This window comes from Serratia sp. H1w, assembly GCF_000633355.1.
In the GTDB taxonomy this organism is placed as follows: Bacteria; Pseudomonadota; Gammaproteobacteria; order Enterobacterales; family Enterobacteriaceae; genus Chania.
Map to the genome: position 1 here is coordinate 16,687 of NZ_AYMQ01000042.1, position 15,419 is coordinate 32,105.

A 15,419-nucleotide genomic window follows, 5' to 3' on the forward strand; every position below is an offset into this window, starting at 1 on the left:
ACCCCTTATTTAAATACTAAAATAATCTGCGGCGTCCATCACAGGCAGATTGATTGTGGTCAGCCGATACTGAATATTGATTTTGCTATGGTCGTAACTGTTTATGTATTTCGTGCGCCAAGCCGTCACACCGCCGCCAGCCATTCGCATTCCGGCATGGCGATAATCAAGATAGTTATTCGATAAATTCATACCATCATGAATGCCGAGGCGGCAGAGTGGCACCAGAGGCTTTGCCGTTGCCATGACGGGGTATGCATAACTTCCCGGTATGCGCTGCGTATTTAACGAATTACCACGGTAAAGCATGGGTGCATTATCAGATGAGAATGTACACTGCCCTGCAGCATTCCATATTGCCAAGCCATACTGAGGCGGAGTCGGATAAGAACCATTTGAAAAGATGCATATCCACATCAGGCAATCTGCACTACCGTCACTGATAACATCATTCCCCGCTTCCCTATAAACATTAATGGTCATGTTTTCACGGTCAAAATCAACGGCACGATCACCCCGATCCCAGTAAGCAAAAACAAGCGCATTGGCGCGATCAGGAATGTCGGGGATTGTCCAGGCACCGAACACGTTAACCACCCCGCGCCAAACGCATTTTCCCGCGACTGCCAGATCGTTAATCTCACTGTAATCTGTTGCATCGATAAGCTGGAGCCCAAAGCGAGGGACACCGCCAGCGCCTGATACCTGAAAGGCATCAAACTCGATGGGCCGCCTGCCTTTATCCTGGCTAGAGTTAAATCCATCAAACCAGGCATGCACCGTATTTCCCGATATTTGCACACCACTGCATGATATTACCCTGGGAACCGCGCCTGTTTGAATAATCGCAACTGTTCTCCTGGGCACAATAAATAACGAAGCTCCAGGCGAAAGGACGGGGTACGACCATGTTTCTCCGTTTTGGTCAAATTCGGGGTCAAAGAAGCCCCGATAGGCGCAGGCTTTAGAACCATTGCTAATATCTACACCCGCACCGCCATCTTTGGGATAAACCACAAGTCCATATCGGCTCAATATATCCTCCCGAGCTTTGTTCTTATTTGCCCCATACCGTCGTAAACTGCCACACCATCGTTATTGACAACCGTTCGCCCAAGGCCTGGTACTGAGCCATTTATTTCAACATATCCATCTCTGAACCCCAGCCTCATACCAATGCTTCCCGGAGAGTAATTATCTGACTGGAGATAGTCCGTAATTTGAGCCGCGCCTATTGAGGCGTTTTTTATTTTTGCTGATGTAATGGATCCATTCTGAATGAATGCATCACTGATAAATACCTGCCCATTAACCACAGCAAAAGGAGAGTATTGGTTATCACCACTACCGCTCATCAGCACAAATTGATTCGCATTAAAACCAACACGAGTAATCACCGGCTGACCTGCTTGTGCCAGAACAGCAATAGACATCCCGGCACTGTAATACACGTCATTAATACGCACACCGGCTTTCAACGTGTGCACCGCTGTTGCGCCAGTAGCATCAACAGTAGCTGTTAGCTTATCTTCTAGAGCTGCGGTAACGTCACCGATCTGCGCCTGTACTTGCGTGGACATTTCAGCAAACGCTTTATCAACCTCTGCTATCGTGGTTTTTACAACCAGAATATCTGCGCGCACTTCGCCGTATTGCGCCCACTGATGATCAACCGTCGCATTGTTGGCCAGGGCGTTCTGCAGAATGGCATCAATGTTGGTATCGATCTGACCAGAAAGCCGATCACCATCGGCAGACGACATAAAACCATCGCCAATCACATGGAGATAGTCGTCAGCATCGCCGTTAGACTGCCCGCGCACCCAATCAATCCAATCACCCTGGTTGCCGGTGCGATCGACGAGCCGCGCACGATACCAGAACTCTTGCCCCGCCTGTAACCCGCTCTGCGTATAGCTACGTTGCGGGTATGGCACATCTGAAAGCAACATGGCGTTATTGCCTGCGGCATTATCAGCATATTGAATTTCGGTTTTCAGTGTGTCCCCGGCTCCGGCAGGAAAATTCCATGAAAGCCCTATACCCCACAATAAGGGCGTTGTTGCGAACCCCACCGGCTTAGGTGGTTTCCCTTCCTTGCCATTTAGCCGAGTTTCCTTTGATGTACCCCAGATAGAGGAAACATCACTGCCATTTATGGCCCGGACCCGCACTAGGTATCGCCCGGCAAAAATATTCTGCACTTCGAATCCCAGGGCCGATGTTCGCGCCACAGAAACCCAGTTGCTATCGTCTCGCCGCCATTCGGCTTCATACGCCACAGCATTATCAACAGCATCCCAGTTGGTTCGCATCGTTGTGATTGCAATCCCTTGGTTAATCTGCGTAAAACTGCTGACCTGAATATTGGTTGGAGGCGCTTGCACACCAGGCGGGATCACTGATATCGGCCGCTCATCCAGTCGGGCACCAGTATCGATCGCATCGTATTTCCCCGGACTATGCCAAACAGCAGAAATGGTAAAAGTGCCGTCATCATTATCAGTAACGTTTGAAACCCGATACTGTTGGACTGCCAGATCACCAGCATCGACGGACCACACGGCCTCCGGTTCTGGATTTGGGTTATAAGCCGTGCTGACCGTGACATTGGCCCCACTGACGGCGGAAACAGTGCGTGCCTGGGAGCTGCCGTTCGGTAAATTGACAATCAGCCGATCACCCGGCGATACATCGGCAACCCGATCCAATTTAATCACCCGGCCATTAACTGCCGATATGCGGCCGCCTAACACACGCCCAGCCAACATCTGATCTGCAACGCCAATGATGCGACCAGGCAATGGAATGTAACCATCCAGCCCCGTTGAGAACGATATTGTGCGGTCGTTGCTATTCGTGAGCAGCGCCCAGCGCCCGCGCCGGTTTGCCTCCGTTTGCCGCGTGCAACCTATGGCGGAGATTTCCGTCTGGTTGATGCCATAGCGTTCAACCAGTTCATTTTCCATAACCGATTCGACTTCATCTTGATAATGATTGTCAGGGTTTGACCAACTCACCATCGCGCTTGAATAGCGGTTTCGATAACTGCCGCCTTGGTAGTGAAATTTTCCATCAATGACGTTTGCACGAGTGTATGTAAAATCCATATCCCTCGGCATATCAGCCAACACGCAAACTTGGTTATTTGCCCAATACGTCATGCCACGAAAAATCGAAGCCAGATCGCGCAGAACGGTAAAGGCTTCATTCTGAGCCTGAATATAAACGTCACATACAAATCGTGGCTCTGTACCGGAGCCGCCACGCCCATCGGGTACAAGTTGATCACAGTATTGTCCTATACGGTACAGTTCTACCTCATCAACTTGGGTTGCATCTAAGCGATCACCAAGGCCAAACCGCTTATTCAGCAAAATATCGTAGAATACCCATGCAGGATTGTTGGAGTAGGCCCATTTAAAACTGCCGTCCCATGTGCCGTTGTATGTCCGGCTTTCCGGGTCGTATGTAGTCGGAACGCGAATAACCCGCCCTTTCGGCTTACAACTGATCTGCGGAATGTTTGGGAACTGTTTCGCATCGAACGAAACAAATAACAGCGCCGTGTTGGGATAACGAAGCTTGGCATCGATCACTTCAGTAATCGCCATCACCCGCGTAAGATCCACAACATTGCTGGATGTTGAATCAGGGGTGATCCTGCGCAAGCGGATTTGCCAGCCTGTTGTTGCTGGCGGCAGATTCACACGGTGACTACGCTCAAAAAGTGACGTAGTTTTGTCGTTTATCACACCGTTTAAAACGGTCTGATATGCGCCGCCATCAGTAGAGAGATCGATCGCATAATCAACCCGCGTTCCCACACGATCCCCATTATCCTCTTGCCTTACCAACGTCTGCCAGCCAAGGCGAACTCTGACAGCAGATAACTGAGTATTATTTATCGCTCTCACCCACGGCTGTGTGGCTTTCAAGTCGACACCCACACTGATCTCGTTTTCTGCACCGGGCATTCCCTGAATATAATTCTGCATCTGGGTGCCTGGCCTGAAATCCCACTCAAAGCCGGGATAGTTCAGGGTTCCATCTGGCGAATAAACCGGTGTGCCATCGAGAAAAATATTTTGCCCATCCAACCCGCCAGCAAATTCACCCTCACCCAGCGCCAGTAAAATCTTCGCCCTCGCTATCGACTGGATGCTGTCCGGGGACTCTGTCGGGGTGTGGCTACTGCCACCGCCACCTTTGCGACCTTGGATCACGTCTGTCATGGTTTCACCAATAAAAAAAGCTCGCATGAGCGAGCCTGATTGAACACTGATATTTTTACTGCTGGTCTTCTGCGTAGATCCCCGCCGATATCACAGCACCGCCGATTTCTCGACTGCCATATAGGACACCAACTGGATTGCCCTGGGTCGTCGAGTTAACCGGGCCACCAAACGCGTATGAAGGTTTGTTCTCAGCGTTCTGACCGACCGACAAGCCACCTGGCTGGGGAGATAACATTTGCACTACTCCACCAAACATCATCGATGCACCGGCCATCCGAAGATAGGGAGATATAGGAGCCAAATACGGGATAAACGAAGCTGCGATAAGGGCGGCACCAAGGACAGTTTGAAAAATACCACCACGCTTACTACCAATTATGACCGGGATAATTCGTATATCGCCATCGCCCTTAGTCATGTCGATCTCTTCTTCACTGACATTCTTACGTCCGACAAAAACAGCAAAAGTCAGCCCCCGGATTTCAGCCTCGTTCATAAAGCGTTCGAAGCCGGGTAACTGCCCCTTTAACGCCCTGATAGCGTGAGGTATATCTCGGGCACGATAAGTAAACTCCTTGACGAACTTCTTTCCGAGAATGCCACCAAGCCTGATTGTTCTGATGGGAATGTCACTCATTTGAATAAATCCTTATACCGCAAGATCCGCTCAGTTCTCTCTTGGAGATACCCGCCATACGGCACCCGCTGACTTAACTGACCGTAGAAATGGTGTAATAGCGTGTTCCCTTCAAGCAAGATCCCCGCGTGATTGGGTACGGACGCTGATATTTGCATAATCACCATATCCCCGGGTTGTGGTGGCCCGTAGAACTCCCGGAAGCCGCATTCAAACCAGTTGTCCATATACAGGTTTTCGCCTTCATCCCACCAGTGGCGCTCCACGCTGTAATTAGGCAGAGTAATGCCGTGCTGTTGCCGGTAATAATCCATAATCAACGACCAGCAATCGGCATGCCCAAGTACGAACTGGCGACCTTCCAACGGGCGATCACCGCGTGGGTTAATCGTCCTGATATCACCCTCAGGCCACGAAGCGATCACCCACGGCAATTCCGTTACGTCACATTGCAACATGTCCAGTTCGCTGGGTTGCGTCGTGGCCCCATCGCCAGTGTGGCTATGTACGATCGCCACTACGGTTCCCCACTCTTCGGCTTCCGCATAGTCCAACGGGGCCAACTCAAAATGTTCTGTAGGCTTGAGGGAAAGATTGGCACAAGGAAAATAACGCTCTACACGTCCCTTTTGTGCAATTACGCCACAGCATTCAGCCGGGTGGCAACTTTCAGCATGAGCCAAGATTGCATCGATAGTTTTTTGTCGCATGGTTACCTCCGAACCAAGGCAGAGCCAGGGAAGCCACCGAAATCCAGCTCGTTATTTTCCCCATAGCGTTTTTTGCAATCCGTCAGCAGTCCCCCACACTCATCTTGCGAAGGATCCTCAGTAGGGTTCCCCTTTTTATCAAACCAGCCGTTCTGCCCCGCGTATGAGCAACCGTCGCCGGTTTTATACTGGCCGCGCATGCACCATGTACAAAGCGCGGTGATCTGCCGCGTTGGGATCCGCCGTCCTTGCAATGACATTGGATCGGACAACGTAAACTCAATAGCCTCGTTGTCTTCCGCGCTTTTGCTGTCGATGTAGAAAACCTGCTTAAATTCTTGGGCTGGGTCTGCTTTGGGGTTTCCGCCGGCAAAGTTTTTGGCATCGAGGTAATGTGCGAAAGTATCGTGGATGGTTACCTTGGCCTGGAGCATATCGTCAAACCGCAAACACAGCGCGGTGATCAGGCTGTCGATATTTGATACCGCCAATTTCGGTGTTGCACTGGCCCCGTCGCTGGATGATTCTAGCCCCTTTAACTCATACGGAAATGCGCCGTATTCCTTTCCCTGCCACCAAATGCTTTTTGGCTTTAACTTGGTTTCATCGCCATCAGACGCAGCAATCTCCGTTGGCGTATGAGGTATGGTTTCATTGTGAAAGCGCAGAACGTCGGCACCAAATTTTGTACCGTCGACTTCGATTAACCGGACCCGGTTACCGGGTTCCAGTTTTTGCACGTCATTTGTGATTGCCACATGGTCTCCTCATGGCGCGAACGCTTGTTCAAATGTCGCAGATACCGTCATAACCGAGCCGCCAACCGGCGTTGCCTTGATGGAGTCAGCAACCACGCGATATAGCCCCTTTACCCCGTAAGGTGGTGTCCAAAAGAATGATTTGGTGGTGTGGGAGCGGGCGAACTCTAACAGCGGAAGCATCTGGGCTTTTTGGCCGGTGAATGACAACGGCCAGGTCTGGGCTTCTATGTTGAGACCATTACCTGCCACCTGCTTATAGCCATCACCGAACTGTGCCGTTCTCACCCGCTGGGCATAGCTGCCCTCTGGCTGCCCATGAATGCGCCAGGTGAAAGTGTCGACTGCCATGTTTTCTCCGTGAATAAAATTAAGTGCAATGCCCGCGGAATATCGGACATTAAAAATTCCTCAGTTAACGGGTTAGCTGACGTCCACAAATTAAAAAGCCACCCGAAATTAGGTGGCTGAACAAAATCAATCCGGTTATCTATTTACAGTCAATAACGGCTCTTTCAATTTTATTGCTGGTCATAGATGGCATACGCTCAAATAAGGAGTAATTAGTTTTTCCTGCCTGTTCCCTTACATCAAGAACAGCATCCGCGCCTGCACCACCGCTGCTCAATATTTGGATGGAAAAGCCATCAGCTAATGGAACTGATGTTGCATTATAATAAGTCTGGTTCCATTTCTCAGCAACGCACGCAGACATGACCTGTGCCGTTTTTTGTGACTGTCCAGTTGATACAGGTTCCCCTTCCCGTAATTCTTGTACTGTAGCGCAACCTGCCAACGCAACCATTATCACGAAAAACCACAGTGCTTTCATTTGATTATTCCTTTTAAAAGAAGTAGCAATATCCAATTATCACGCCTCATTGTTTTTTAATGATTCGGAGCATTCCCTCAAGTTCTACTTCAAAATTTTTCCTGAGGTTTTCCGGGAGACCATCTCTAAGTCGGCGAATCACTGGCTCGTGTGTCACCATTACCGAAAGAGCTGAGTTTTTCGGCATTTCATTATGTAGTTGGTTCGCAAAAGCTTTAATGCCATCATAATTAAGAACAACATCACCGTCCTGGTCTTCAGTAACAAAATCACTGGCAACAAGCGCTTTTGCACTTCCAACCCCCCTCCCTGCGCTTAGAGCACTAACGTCACTCCCACAATGTTTACATTTGATTGCTTCAGCTCTAATTAACTCAGCACAAAGTGGACACCGTACCATCCCTTGGTTTAGTTGTATGTTTTCAATTTCCTGCTTGCTGCCACTGAGGCAAAGAGAGTGGATTAAAGCGACAATGAACAGCAAGAAACCATACAACCACCACGCCCCGAATGACCTACCCTTGCTTTGTGCAATAAAAGCAGGTATTAGACCAAGAAAGGCCGCAATTATCAGAATCTCCACACCGACTTCTCCGTGAATTACAAGTGGCAACATCCTATCACCACTTACAGTCATCAGGCATATCAAGACATCACATTTTCTGATGGTTACCTTGGATTCTGTGCATACCAAATCTGTCCACCCGGCCTCAATTCCCTCGCGATCCCCTCCCTAACGGATAGGTCGATCACCTGCTGATAGGCCTTAGCCACGACATCACCATTCCCTGATTGGCTTTGCTGCTGCCCTTGCTGATTGATGGTTACAGGAGCATTGATCGTTAACTGAGAACCTTCGGAATTGCGTAGCCCATGCATCGGCGCAGAACCAGAAACCGTATTTCCGACCAATCCGCCAGTGGCATAACCGCGCATCATTGCATACAGATTATCAACACCAATGCGATCCGTAGCTTCTTTGGTCATCACAAACTCACCACGATGCACGACGCCGGCTGGCTCGTATTTCCCCCCATCGCCGGTATAACCCCCAGTATCAAAGCTGAAAATTTTACCCAGAGCGGAAGTAATCGAACCACCACCCTCGCCTTCTCCCAACATGCTCTTGACCGCGTACGCAACCAATAGCTTGTTGATGATATCAATAATCATCTTGAGGATTGACGTCGTGAAGTCGCGGAATGATGCTTTGCCGGTAGTTACCAAATCAGTCATCATGTTGGAGATGCCACTCAACGCACTCATAGCCACGTTTGACACCGAGCTATATACATCAGTGGCTTTCTCCAGATACTCATTCAGACCATTGAGCGCACCAGCTTTCCAATCCTGTTCTAACCTATCTCGCTCCGCATAAGTCTCCTCAAGGGACGACAATACCTGCTTTTGTGCAACCGGGTTATCCGCATATTCAGTGGTGAGTCGGTCCCTCTCGGATTGCCTCTGGGAATCTCTGGCTGTAGCCCCCGTTGCAAGAAAGGCGATCTCGGCACGCTTTGACTGCTGCTGCCGATCAAACTTTTGAGCAGCATCCAGCAATTTGTTGAGTCGTTCCTGCTGTACGACTTCATCACCGAGAACCGCCAGTCTTTCCTTATGTGCCAGAATACTGTCTTTACTAGTGAGAAGTGATTTTTCTTGAACCTTTAATTTGCGATCTTTTGCCGCCTGCTCCAAAACAGTAAAATCGGCTTGGGCCTTCCAAAGATCCTTTCGCTGCTGGCTAATTTTGTCGTTTACACTGACATGATTACGCATCACAGCCAATTGTGACTCAAGTGCTAAAAGATCAGCTTGCGCTGATTCATCGGCACTATCACCAGCAGGGGGCTGATATTTTGGCCCCTTGGGAACTGCCGGGTCTTTATACTTCCTCTCAATTTCTGCCCGATATTCTTTATATTTTGTATCTGTTAAGGCCCATCGATCCGCCTCAAGTTTTGCTAATTCCTCTTGTCTTTGCGTGGCCTTACTCGCGTATTGCCGATTGTACCTATCGCTTACTTCTATCCTGTTTTTGAGTCGTTCTTGCTCGTCTCGCTCCTGCTTTTTCCGACCGGCAGCAAGCCCCTCGTCAGTCAGGGTTGCTTGTAGTTTTTCGTATTCCTTTGTAAGACTGCCAACCAACACTCTTTGATTTGCCAGCGCCTGAACTTGCTCTCTGGAAGAAAATGAATCATTTGGCCGCCCATACCCATAGCCAGTGGTATTTACAGCAGGTGCGGCCTCCATTCGCTCGAGATTTTTTTTGGCAATTTCGAGCTGTTTCCTTACAGACTCGACCTTACTATCAAGACTCCTTTCTCGCCCAACATCGAGCATGGCATCCCACGCCCCGGAAGCGGCATCCTTCACGTACTCCCATGCAGTCTCCAGTGTACCTAAACTATTTTTTACCTCCGCAGCCCTAGCGCTCATGGATGTTGAATAAGACTCCATGGCAATTCTTGCAGCATCAGCGGTGCGTCCCTGCTTTACGAGGGAGATAATTTGCTCAACTTGAGTGGCTGTAAGAAAATGGAGGGTTCGATCCAACTCCATTACCGCCTTGACTGGCTCATCCTGTAGGCGCTTGAAATGCTGGATCGTTGTATCAATTGATTGTCCGGTAGCGTCTTCAATTTTTGCGGCAACCCTCGATACCATACTGATCGCACCAGAAGAGAATTCCCCGCTGCCGACCACCTTTGCAATCGAACTTGCGAATGCACGTTGTGTCAGTCCATTTTGTGATAGGGAACGAGCCAAATCCTGCAACTGAGAGGCTGTTTTTCCAGCATACCCGCCTGTCAGTATAAGCTGCTTGTTATACTCCACGGCTTCTTGCGAGCCTTTGTGCCATGCGGTGACAAGTAGTCCAGCCACACCAACAAGCCCTATGATAGCCAAAGTTGTTGGCGTCAGTAATCCGGCAAGCCCCTTCGCATGTTCAGCGTTTTCGGCCAACGCATTGGCATTATCTGATAATGACTCTGACGATTCATCAGAAGCATCTTTCATGCCAAGCAGTTCTTCCTTGATATAGCGGAAGATCCCACCCAGCCCACCGAACGAGTCAGCAATCTGCCCGCCCTGCTGGAAAAGCGAAAGCCACACCGGCATCCCACCTGCGATCGTGCTAAATATGCTGGTGAATTGTGTAGGCAACATACTTAGTGCTTGCCGATACCGCCTGGCAGATATCGAGCCAACCTTCCACTGATTATCTTGCTCACGTAGCTTGGCAATAAGAGGGGCTGACTCTGCCGTTACACCCAGCTTGGCCGCTTTTAGCTCTAGCAACTGGGTGCGCGTTTTACCGATGGCGTTTACCTGCTCTTGCAACGAATCGACGAATGATTTACGCGTAGACTCTGCACGCTTGGTTTCCGCTGCTGCTGATCGTTCTGCCGCCTCTTGCTCTTTGAGGGCATCTTTCAAGCCTCTGGAAGCGATCGCTGCGGCCCGTTTCTGATCTGCCTCGCGCCGGGTGGCTTCTTCCTGCTGGCGCATTGCGGCAATCAGCGGTGCCGCCTCCTGGCTTATCCCTAGCTGCGCTGCTCGGTATGCAGCCGCATCAGAGGCCGATGCCTTATAAAGTGCGCTCTGTGCTTGGAGTTTTGATAAAAATGCCTCTTTAGCTGCTGCAGCAGCTCGCTCTTGTTGCGCAGCAGCTGCGGCAGCTTTTCCTTCCTCCGTTCTGGCTGTAGCTGCCCGCTCCAACTGAATACGGGCCTGCTGGATAGTACGAGAAGCCTCGGCAAAGGATTCTGGATCAATTATCCCTTTTGCGTTGAATTTCGATAACTGGCTTTCCATGTTATCGAGTCGTTCGAACGCCGCTGTAACCGGGTTAATCTGCGTCAGTAAATCACGCAATTCTTGCCGTTGCTGTGCCGTCGCCTGCGAATGGTTTTTCGCTTCTGTCTGCGACTTATTCAACGCTGCAGCATATTCAGCAACACGGCGATGGGTATCTTCAATCTCTTGTGCGATCTCCTTCGATACCTTCGCAGTATTCTTCCCGGAAGCATTGAAACCATCTGCGGCACCGGCCGCACCGGTGGCTTTCTGCTGGAATTTATCCAGCTCATTGTTACCCCGCTGCAAGTCGCCTGTATCGACGCGCAGGGAAAGCGATGCAATGTCAGTCATGCTGTAACTCCATGCAAAAAAGCCAGCACAAGGCCAGCATGATCAAATATCAGGGTGTTGTTGGCTGAAACTAAAGGTTATCTTGAGTGTTCAGCTCGCCCATGTAGGAGCATGGGCGTTTACATCAAAGGGATGGCTGAAAAATCTCTGGATAAGGAAAAAATATGGTATTTGAAAAACGTACAGATCTAGAAATACTCCAAGAACGAGTCGGCGCTACTGAGGTTTTACTCAGGCTGCTTTGCAAAGAACTCTCGGCTGGTCAAAAGTCAAGTATTGCTGCGACCTTGGACATGCACATTGAGAAATGGAAGGGCGAAGGACTCCCTGAGGAAATATTTAAACGATCTAAAGACCTGTTAAACAAAGATATTTGAGTACTAAGCGGCCTAGTTGGCCGCTTTATTGGTAATGCCTAGTGATTCACAGTACTCTTTCGCAAATTTTTCAGCACGTGCATAGAAATCAGCAAACGAGCTTTCCGGTCTGTACTCTTCAATATAATGAAGCTTAATGATTGAATCTCCCCCGAGGCACGGTGATGGCATACCAGAAACTGTGATGTGGGTATCGATTGCTTCGATAAACTCATCATGAAATATATTCACACCTTCCAGCATACCTTTCATCTGACTTTTTGAGCGCAGGTTGTGCCTAATAGCTCCGACTTCAAATTTTAATTCCATAACTATCTCCAGATATTTTGTTAAAGCCCCAGATAGAAAGGCCTGTAAGGGGATCATACTCAATTTAACTTACTGGCCCTCTACTGCATTGCTTTATGCTATGTCGTAAAGGTAAAGTTTTCACCGCATTGACGTTGTACTGATGGCGACACAACATATGCACCAAACAACATATGGCCCTAATTTTTATGGATAACTGAAAGCGCCGCCGCTTCCATCACCCTGATATCAGTTAAGGCGGTTGCCTCATCCTCTACGCCGTGCAGCTTCATTACCCAGGGCAAACAGTTGTAATCAAGCCCTGTGACGCCGCTCATGCCAGTGCGCCACTGAGTCGCCATAGCTCTGAACGCTTCAAACGCTGGCCAAACGTCTGGGAGCACTTCTACCGGGTCTGATTCAACGTCTTCCGGTGTTAGCCCAAAGGCGGCCAGTTCTTCCGGTGAGGGTTCAGGCGTATAGAATGCCGAGGCAACCGCTGTTAGTTTTTTTCACGAATAGCCATTAATTCGCGGGTATATGCCAGTGCGATTGAGTCAAACGCTCGCGGGTAGTTTTCCAGCAGCACCATAACGTTTTCTTTCGTGAATTTTTCCGGCAACGCCCAACCAATGGCAATTTCGCTGACAAAATCCACCATCGGCGCATTGCTGTGCTTGCCTGCTTCACCCAGTTTTTCAGACTCTTCACGCAAGTTTTTTTCCAACACCTCCAGATCGGCACGAGTTTTATGCTTGAACGTGAATGTCAGAACGCCATCCTCGGCCCCGGCACGGGGAATGGTCACATCGATTTTAAAAGTTGGGTTAGGGGTAAGAGTAAATTTCATGTCGACACCTGTGATTAGTGGGGCGCAACTGCCGCCCCAGTGAATTATTTGTCTTTGTAGAACGTCATGGTGCGGGATTGCACGGCGAGTGAAACCTGCACTGTTTCAACCGCGTTCACTGCGGTAGCCGGCTGCGGGTCGAATGAAGAAATAGCAGACCAATAGCGGGTTTCTTTCGCCTTTGGCACATACATGTAAAACGGCAAAATATCGCCCGAACGATCGCCAGCAAGCAGAACGCTGTAGATCGCCAGCGTGGAATCATGCGCAAAGGTGAACGTCTGTGTTTTCGCCGCTCGGAATGTGGCCAGATTGCGTTGGCGGTCATCTTCCAGGAATTGAATCTGCACATACTGCTGATCACCACCTGATGCGGCTACCTCGGTAATCTGCGGGATCTGCGTCCATTCAGTGACTTTGGTCAACGAGCCTGCACCAGCACCCGCTGGAAAAAAGTTAACGTCAGAGGTATCAAGTGATCCGATAGTGACGGCGGTTGTTGTAGCGGTGGTGACCTTGGCAACCAGGTTATCGATCAGCCCCCACCCTGATTTGATTAATACAATGTCACCAGCGGCCAACGTGCTGCCAGCGACCGTGAATACAGCCCCTTTTGCGTTACTGACAGCAGTTGTCGGCAACGCGGCGGCCATTTTGGAACCCGCAAATACAACGGCCCCATTCGGTAATGCAAAAGCCATGATTATCTCCAGATAGAAAAAAACCGCCGCAGCGGTCAGTGAGTGATGATGTCAGCGCGGTAACTCATGCTGACCGGGATTACATAGCGGGTATCTGAGGGAATGCCCCGGTAAACGGTCGGCGGGGTGTGTATGTAACAGGATAAAGGGCCTTCGGTCAGTACCATGCCCAAGGGGAACAACGCGGCGATCTGGTCGGCTAATTCCCTTGCGGGGCCTGTACCATCACCAGCAGGCGCAACAACGTTGATCTGCCAAACACCCGGCAAAACATGCAGCTTTTCCGCAAGGTCGATTGCTGTTGTCGTTGCAGGCATGGCGTAGGCTTGCAGATACAGACCATCGGGTGGATCCATTACGATATTTTCCCAGGCAACAGGAATGTTGTGTGCGTCTGCCCATTCGCCCAAACGGGCCTCAAGCAACGCAGCTATGCGGGTGTGGCTCACGGTTCAATCTCCGATACGGCGGCGCTGAAATGCCGCTGGAAGTCTGCGGCAGTGATACGGACCATGCCGCCTGGCGTTTGAGTGGAATGCCCAAATTCCAGCCGATAGGCATAAGGGACGTTATTCACGAAGTAAATGGCCTGCATGCCAATGCGGAATTGCTCTATCAACAGGTTGCCAGCAGCCAGCGTCGCACTGCCTGATTTATCGATCCGCCCTGTTTCGCCATCAGTTGGCGAATCAAAGGACACCTGCCAATTACCGCGAAACCGGCCCCCGCTATAACCTGGTGGTGCCCGGATCCCCATACTGTCAGAAACCCGAGCACGCTTTTTTAATTTCCCGGTGGGGGTGAGGTTGGCTGAGTCTTGTCGTTGGGCCTCGTTGTGATCAAAAACAGCCTGGTTGTAAGCTACCGCAGTGCTATTCACGTCCCAAAGTTCAGGATTGCCAACAGGCGACATCTGCACGAGTTGCGCCAGTATCCGGATACTGGTCGCCCGTACCACCTGCGCTTGATTGGCCTTTGCCTTATCGACAAATGCCGTTATAGCCTGCAAAAATGCTTCATTTTCGGACATCTCACGCCCTCAGTTGCGCCCGGTAGCAAATCAGGATGGGTCCAGGCATTACCGGATGCGGATGCACTACTCGGTATTTTTTGCCGTTCACCTCGATCCGGTCATCGACACGGATTTCGGTTTCGTATGTGGCCACGAGTAACACATCACCACCCAGGATTAACGAGCCATCGATCTCACTCGGTTTGTATTCGGTTATTACACCGATCACAGTACCGTTTTGCTCTGCCTGTCGAACCTCCTTGCCTGCCTCACGGCTTACTGTAGCGCCGCGAGTAAATGGGTGTTCTGCACCATTCTCTTTCAGTAAGCGGGTCGCAGTCGCCCGCATACGGCGATAATCGATAGCCATATCACCCCCTGACAACGGCTATTTGGCCGGAGCCGATGCAAAGCCCACGTAACAACGCATTGACTGCGGCGAACGAAGGTTGAGCCTTACGGGTTCCCTCCGCATAACTGACGCTGACCGCCCCACTTACCGCTTCGGAAAGAACCTCGGAGCCGCTTTCCGTGGATGGCTGCAAATCCATTTCTTGTGCCTCGAAAGCCAACCGGCACTGCGCGTGCTTTACCTGGATCGGAATGCTATTGCTGGGCAGCCGGTGGTAATCACGAACTACACCAGCGCGGGGCCATGCCAGATTCTGGCCGAAAACAGCCGGCACACCTTTCCAGCCTTTCCCCTCAAGATAATCCATCGCCTGAAGCATCAACGTTGATAACTCTTCATCCTCTTCAGGCAACTTAAGCCCACGCCCAGCAGCGTAATCTCGGCATTCATCCAGCGAGGCGTAACTGTTGAATCCGTCGGAGTGAATTTCAGTATCCAGCATGGCCTAC

General features: G+C 50.3%; 18 protein-coding genes. 1 reads left to right on the forward strand and 17 read right to left on the reverse strand.

Annotated features, from left to right (window positions below; all coding sequences use genetic code 11):
- Positions 1 to 9 precede the first annotated feature (9 nt).
- From U869_RS0108130 to U869_RS0108170, 9 genes are all read right to left on the reverse strand, one after another.
- Positions 10 to 1,035, reverse strand: a complete 1,026-nt coding sequence (locus tag U869_RS0108130; RefSeq protein ID WP_025118780.1) for a DUF6453 family protein — start codon at positions 1,033 to 1,035, stop codon at positions 10 to 12.
- Entirely contained in the window at positions 1,032 to 4,235 is a 3,204-nt protein-coding gene (locus U869_RS0108135) for a host specificity protein J (protein ID WP_025118781.1), read from the reverse strand. The genes U869_RS0108130 and U869_RS0108135 overlap by 4 nt, the downstream gene beginning before the upstream one ends.
- Positions 4,236 to 4,290: 55 nt before the next feature.
- Positions 4,291 to 4,875, reverse strand: a complete 585-nt coding sequence (locus U869_RS0108140; RefSeq protein WP_029987167.1) for a tail assembly protein — start codon at positions 4,873 to 4,875, stop codon at positions 4,291 to 4,293.
- Positions 4,872 to 5,585: a C40 family peptidase gene (locus tag U869_RS0108145; protein WP_025118783.1), complete on the reverse strand. Its 714-nt coding sequence runs from the start codon at positions 5,583 to 5,585 to the stop codon at positions 4,872 to 4,874. The genes U869_RS0108140 and U869_RS0108145 overlap by 4 nt, the downstream gene beginning before the upstream one ends.
- Before the next feature lie 2 nt (positions 5,586 to 5,587).
- Positions 5,588 to 6,343 carry a phage minor tail protein L gene (locus tag U869_RS0108150; RefSeq protein ID WP_025118784.1) on the reverse strand — a complete coding sequence of 252 codons (756 nt, stop codon included), beginning with the start codon at positions 6,341 to 6,343 and terminating at the stop codon, positions 5,588 to 5,590.
- A 9-nt stretch (positions 6,344 to 6,352) separates the two neighbouring features.
- Positions 6,353 to 6,694 carry a phage tail protein gene (locus tag U869_RS0108155; RefSeq protein ID WP_025118785.1) on the reverse strand — a complete coding sequence of 114 codons (342 nt, stop codon included), beginning with the start codon at positions 6,692 to 6,694 and terminating at the stop codon, positions 6,353 to 6,355.
- Between the two features lie 139 nt (positions 6,695 to 6,833).
- On the reverse strand, positions 6,834 to 7,175 hold the full coding sequence (locus U869_RS0108160) for a hypothetical protein (protein ID WP_025118786.1): 342 nt from the start codon (positions 7,173 to 7,175) through the stop codon (positions 6,834 to 6,836).
- A gap of 46 nt (positions 7,176 to 7,221) precedes the next feature.
- A complete protein-coding gene (locus U869_RS32520) occupies positions 7,222 to 7,791 on the reverse strand; it encodes a zinc ribbon domain-containing protein (protein ID WP_232785342.1) in 570 nt (189 codons plus the stop codon).
- Positions 7,792 to 7,844: 53 nt separating this feature from the next.
- Positions 7,845 to 11,330: a phage tail tape measure protein gene (locus U869_RS0108170; protein WP_025118788.1), complete on the reverse strand. Its 3,486-nt coding sequence runs from the start codon at positions 11,328 to 11,330 to the stop codon at positions 7,845 to 7,847.
- A 164-nt stretch (positions 11,331 to 11,494) separates the two neighbouring features.
- Between U869_RS0108170 and U869_RS0108175 the strand changes: the two genes are divergently transcribed.
- On the forward strand, positions 11,495 to 11,707 hold the full coding sequence (locus tag U869_RS0108175) for a hypothetical protein (RefSeq protein ID WP_025118789.1): 213 nt from the start codon (positions 11,495 to 11,497) through the stop codon (positions 11,705 to 11,707).
- Between the two features lie 12 nt (positions 11,708 to 11,719).
- On the opposite strand, the gene U869_RS0108180 is transcribed toward U869_RS0108175, so the two are convergent.
- The 8 genes from U869_RS0108180 to U869_RS0108215 form a co-directional block, all read right to left on the reverse strand.
- A complete protein-coding gene (locus U869_RS0108180) occupies positions 11,720 to 12,016 on the reverse strand; it encodes a hypothetical protein (RefSeq protein WP_025118790.1) in 297 nt (98 codons plus the stop codon).
- Positions 12,017 to 12,195: 179 nt separating this feature from the next.
- The gene (locus tag U869_RS0108185; RefSeq protein WP_071998216.1) at positions 12,196 to 12,450 is read right to left on the reverse strand and encodes a DUF1799 domain-containing protein; all 255 of its coding nucleotides are present in this window, start codon (positions 12,448 to 12,450) and stop codon (positions 12,196 to 12,198) included.
- 47 nt (positions 12,451 to 12,497) lie between these two features.
- Positions 12,498 to 12,845, reverse strand: coding sequence for a phage tail assembly chaperone (locus tag U869_RS0108190; RefSeq protein WP_025118792.1), 348 nt, complete (start codon positions 12,843 to 12,845; stop codon positions 12,498 to 12,500).
- A 44-nt stretch (positions 12,846 to 12,889) separates the two neighbouring features.
- On the reverse strand, positions 12,890 to 13,546 hold the full coding sequence (locus U869_RS0108195; protein WP_025118793.1) for a phage tail protein: 657 nt from the start codon (positions 13,544 to 13,546) through the stop codon (positions 12,890 to 12,892).
- Positions 13,547 to 13,581: 35 nt separating this feature from the next.
- Complete coding sequence (locus U869_RS0108200) at positions 13,582 to 13,995, reverse strand: DUF4128 domain-containing protein (RefSeq protein ID WP_025118794.1); 414 nt, start codon at positions 13,993 to 13,995, stop codon at positions 13,582 to 13,584.
- Positions 13,992 to 14,576, reverse strand: coding sequence for a hypothetical protein (locus tag U869_RS0108205; RefSeq protein ID WP_025118795.1), 585 nt, complete (start codon positions 14,574 to 14,576; stop codon positions 13,992 to 13,994). Before U869_RS0108205 ends, U869_RS0108200 begins: the two co-directional genes overlap by 4 nt.
- A gap of 1 nt (position 14,577) precedes the next feature.
- A complete protein-coding gene (locus U869_RS0108210; RefSeq protein ID WP_025118796.1) occupies positions 14,578 to 14,928 on the reverse strand; it encodes a hypothetical protein in 351 nt (116 codons plus the stop codon).
- 1 nt (position 14,929) lies between these two features.
- On the reverse strand, positions 14,930 to 15,412 hold the full coding sequence (locus U869_RS0108215; RefSeq protein ID WP_025118797.1) for a DnaT-like ssDNA-binding protein: 483 nt from the start codon (positions 15,410 to 15,412) through the stop codon (positions 14,930 to 14,932).
- Between the last annotated feature and the right edge of the window lie 7 nt (positions 15,413 to 15,419).

Coding starts and splice junctions, on each gene's coding strand:
- U869_RS0108135 (WP_025118781.1), bottom strand. CDS start 4,235: ATGACAGACGTGATCCAAGGTCGCAAAGGTGGCGGTGGCAGTAGCCAC.
- U869_RS0108140 (WP_029987167.1), bottom strand. CDS start 4,875: ATGAGTGACATTCCCATCAGAACAATCAGGCTTGGTGGCATTCTCGGA.
- U869_RS0108145 (WP_025118783.1), bottom strand. CDS start 5,585: ATGCGACAAAAAACTATCGATGCAATCTTGGCTCATGCTGAAAGTTGC.
- U869_RS0108155 (WP_025118785.1), bottom strand. CDS start 6,694: ATGGCAGTCGACACTTTCACCTGGCGCATTCATGGGCAGCCAGAGGGC.
- U869_RS0108160 (WP_025118786.1), bottom strand. CDS start 7,175: ATGAAAGCACTGTGGTTTTTCGTGATAATGGTTGCGTTGGCAGGTTGC.
- U869_RS32520 (WP_232785342.1), bottom strand. CDS start 7,791: ATGTTGCCACTTGTAATTCACGGAGAAGTCGGTGTGGAGATTCTGATA.
- U869_RS0108170 (WP_025118788.1), bottom strand. CDS start 11,330: ATGACTGACATTGCATCGCTTTCCCTGCGCGTCGATACAGGCGACTTG.
- U869_RS0108175 (WP_025118789.1), top strand. CDS start 11,495: ATGGTATTTGAAAAACGTACAGATCTAGAAATACTCCAAGAACGAGTC.
- U869_RS0108180 (WP_025118790.1), bottom strand. CDS start 12,016: ATGGAATTAAAATTTGAAGTCGGAGCTATTAGGCACAACCTGCGCTCA.
- U869_RS0108190 (WP_025118792.1), bottom strand. CDS start 12,845: ATGAAATTTACTCTTACCCCTAACCCAACTTTTAAAATCGATGTGACC.
- U869_RS0108195 (WP_025118793.1), bottom strand. CDS start 13,546: ATGGCTTTTGCATTACCGAATGGGGCCGTTGTATTTGCGGGTTCCAAA.
- U869_RS0108205 (WP_025118795.1), bottom strand. CDS start 14,576: ATGTCCGAAAATGAAGCATTTTTGCAGGCTATAACGGCATTTGTCGAT.
- U869_RS0108210 (WP_025118796.1), bottom strand. CDS start 14,928: ATGGCTATCGATTATCGCCGTATGCGGGCGACTGCGACCCGCTTACTG.
- U869_RS0108215 (WP_025118797.1), bottom strand. CDS start 15,412: ATGCTGGATACTGAAATTCACTCCGACGGATTCAACAGTTACGCCTCG.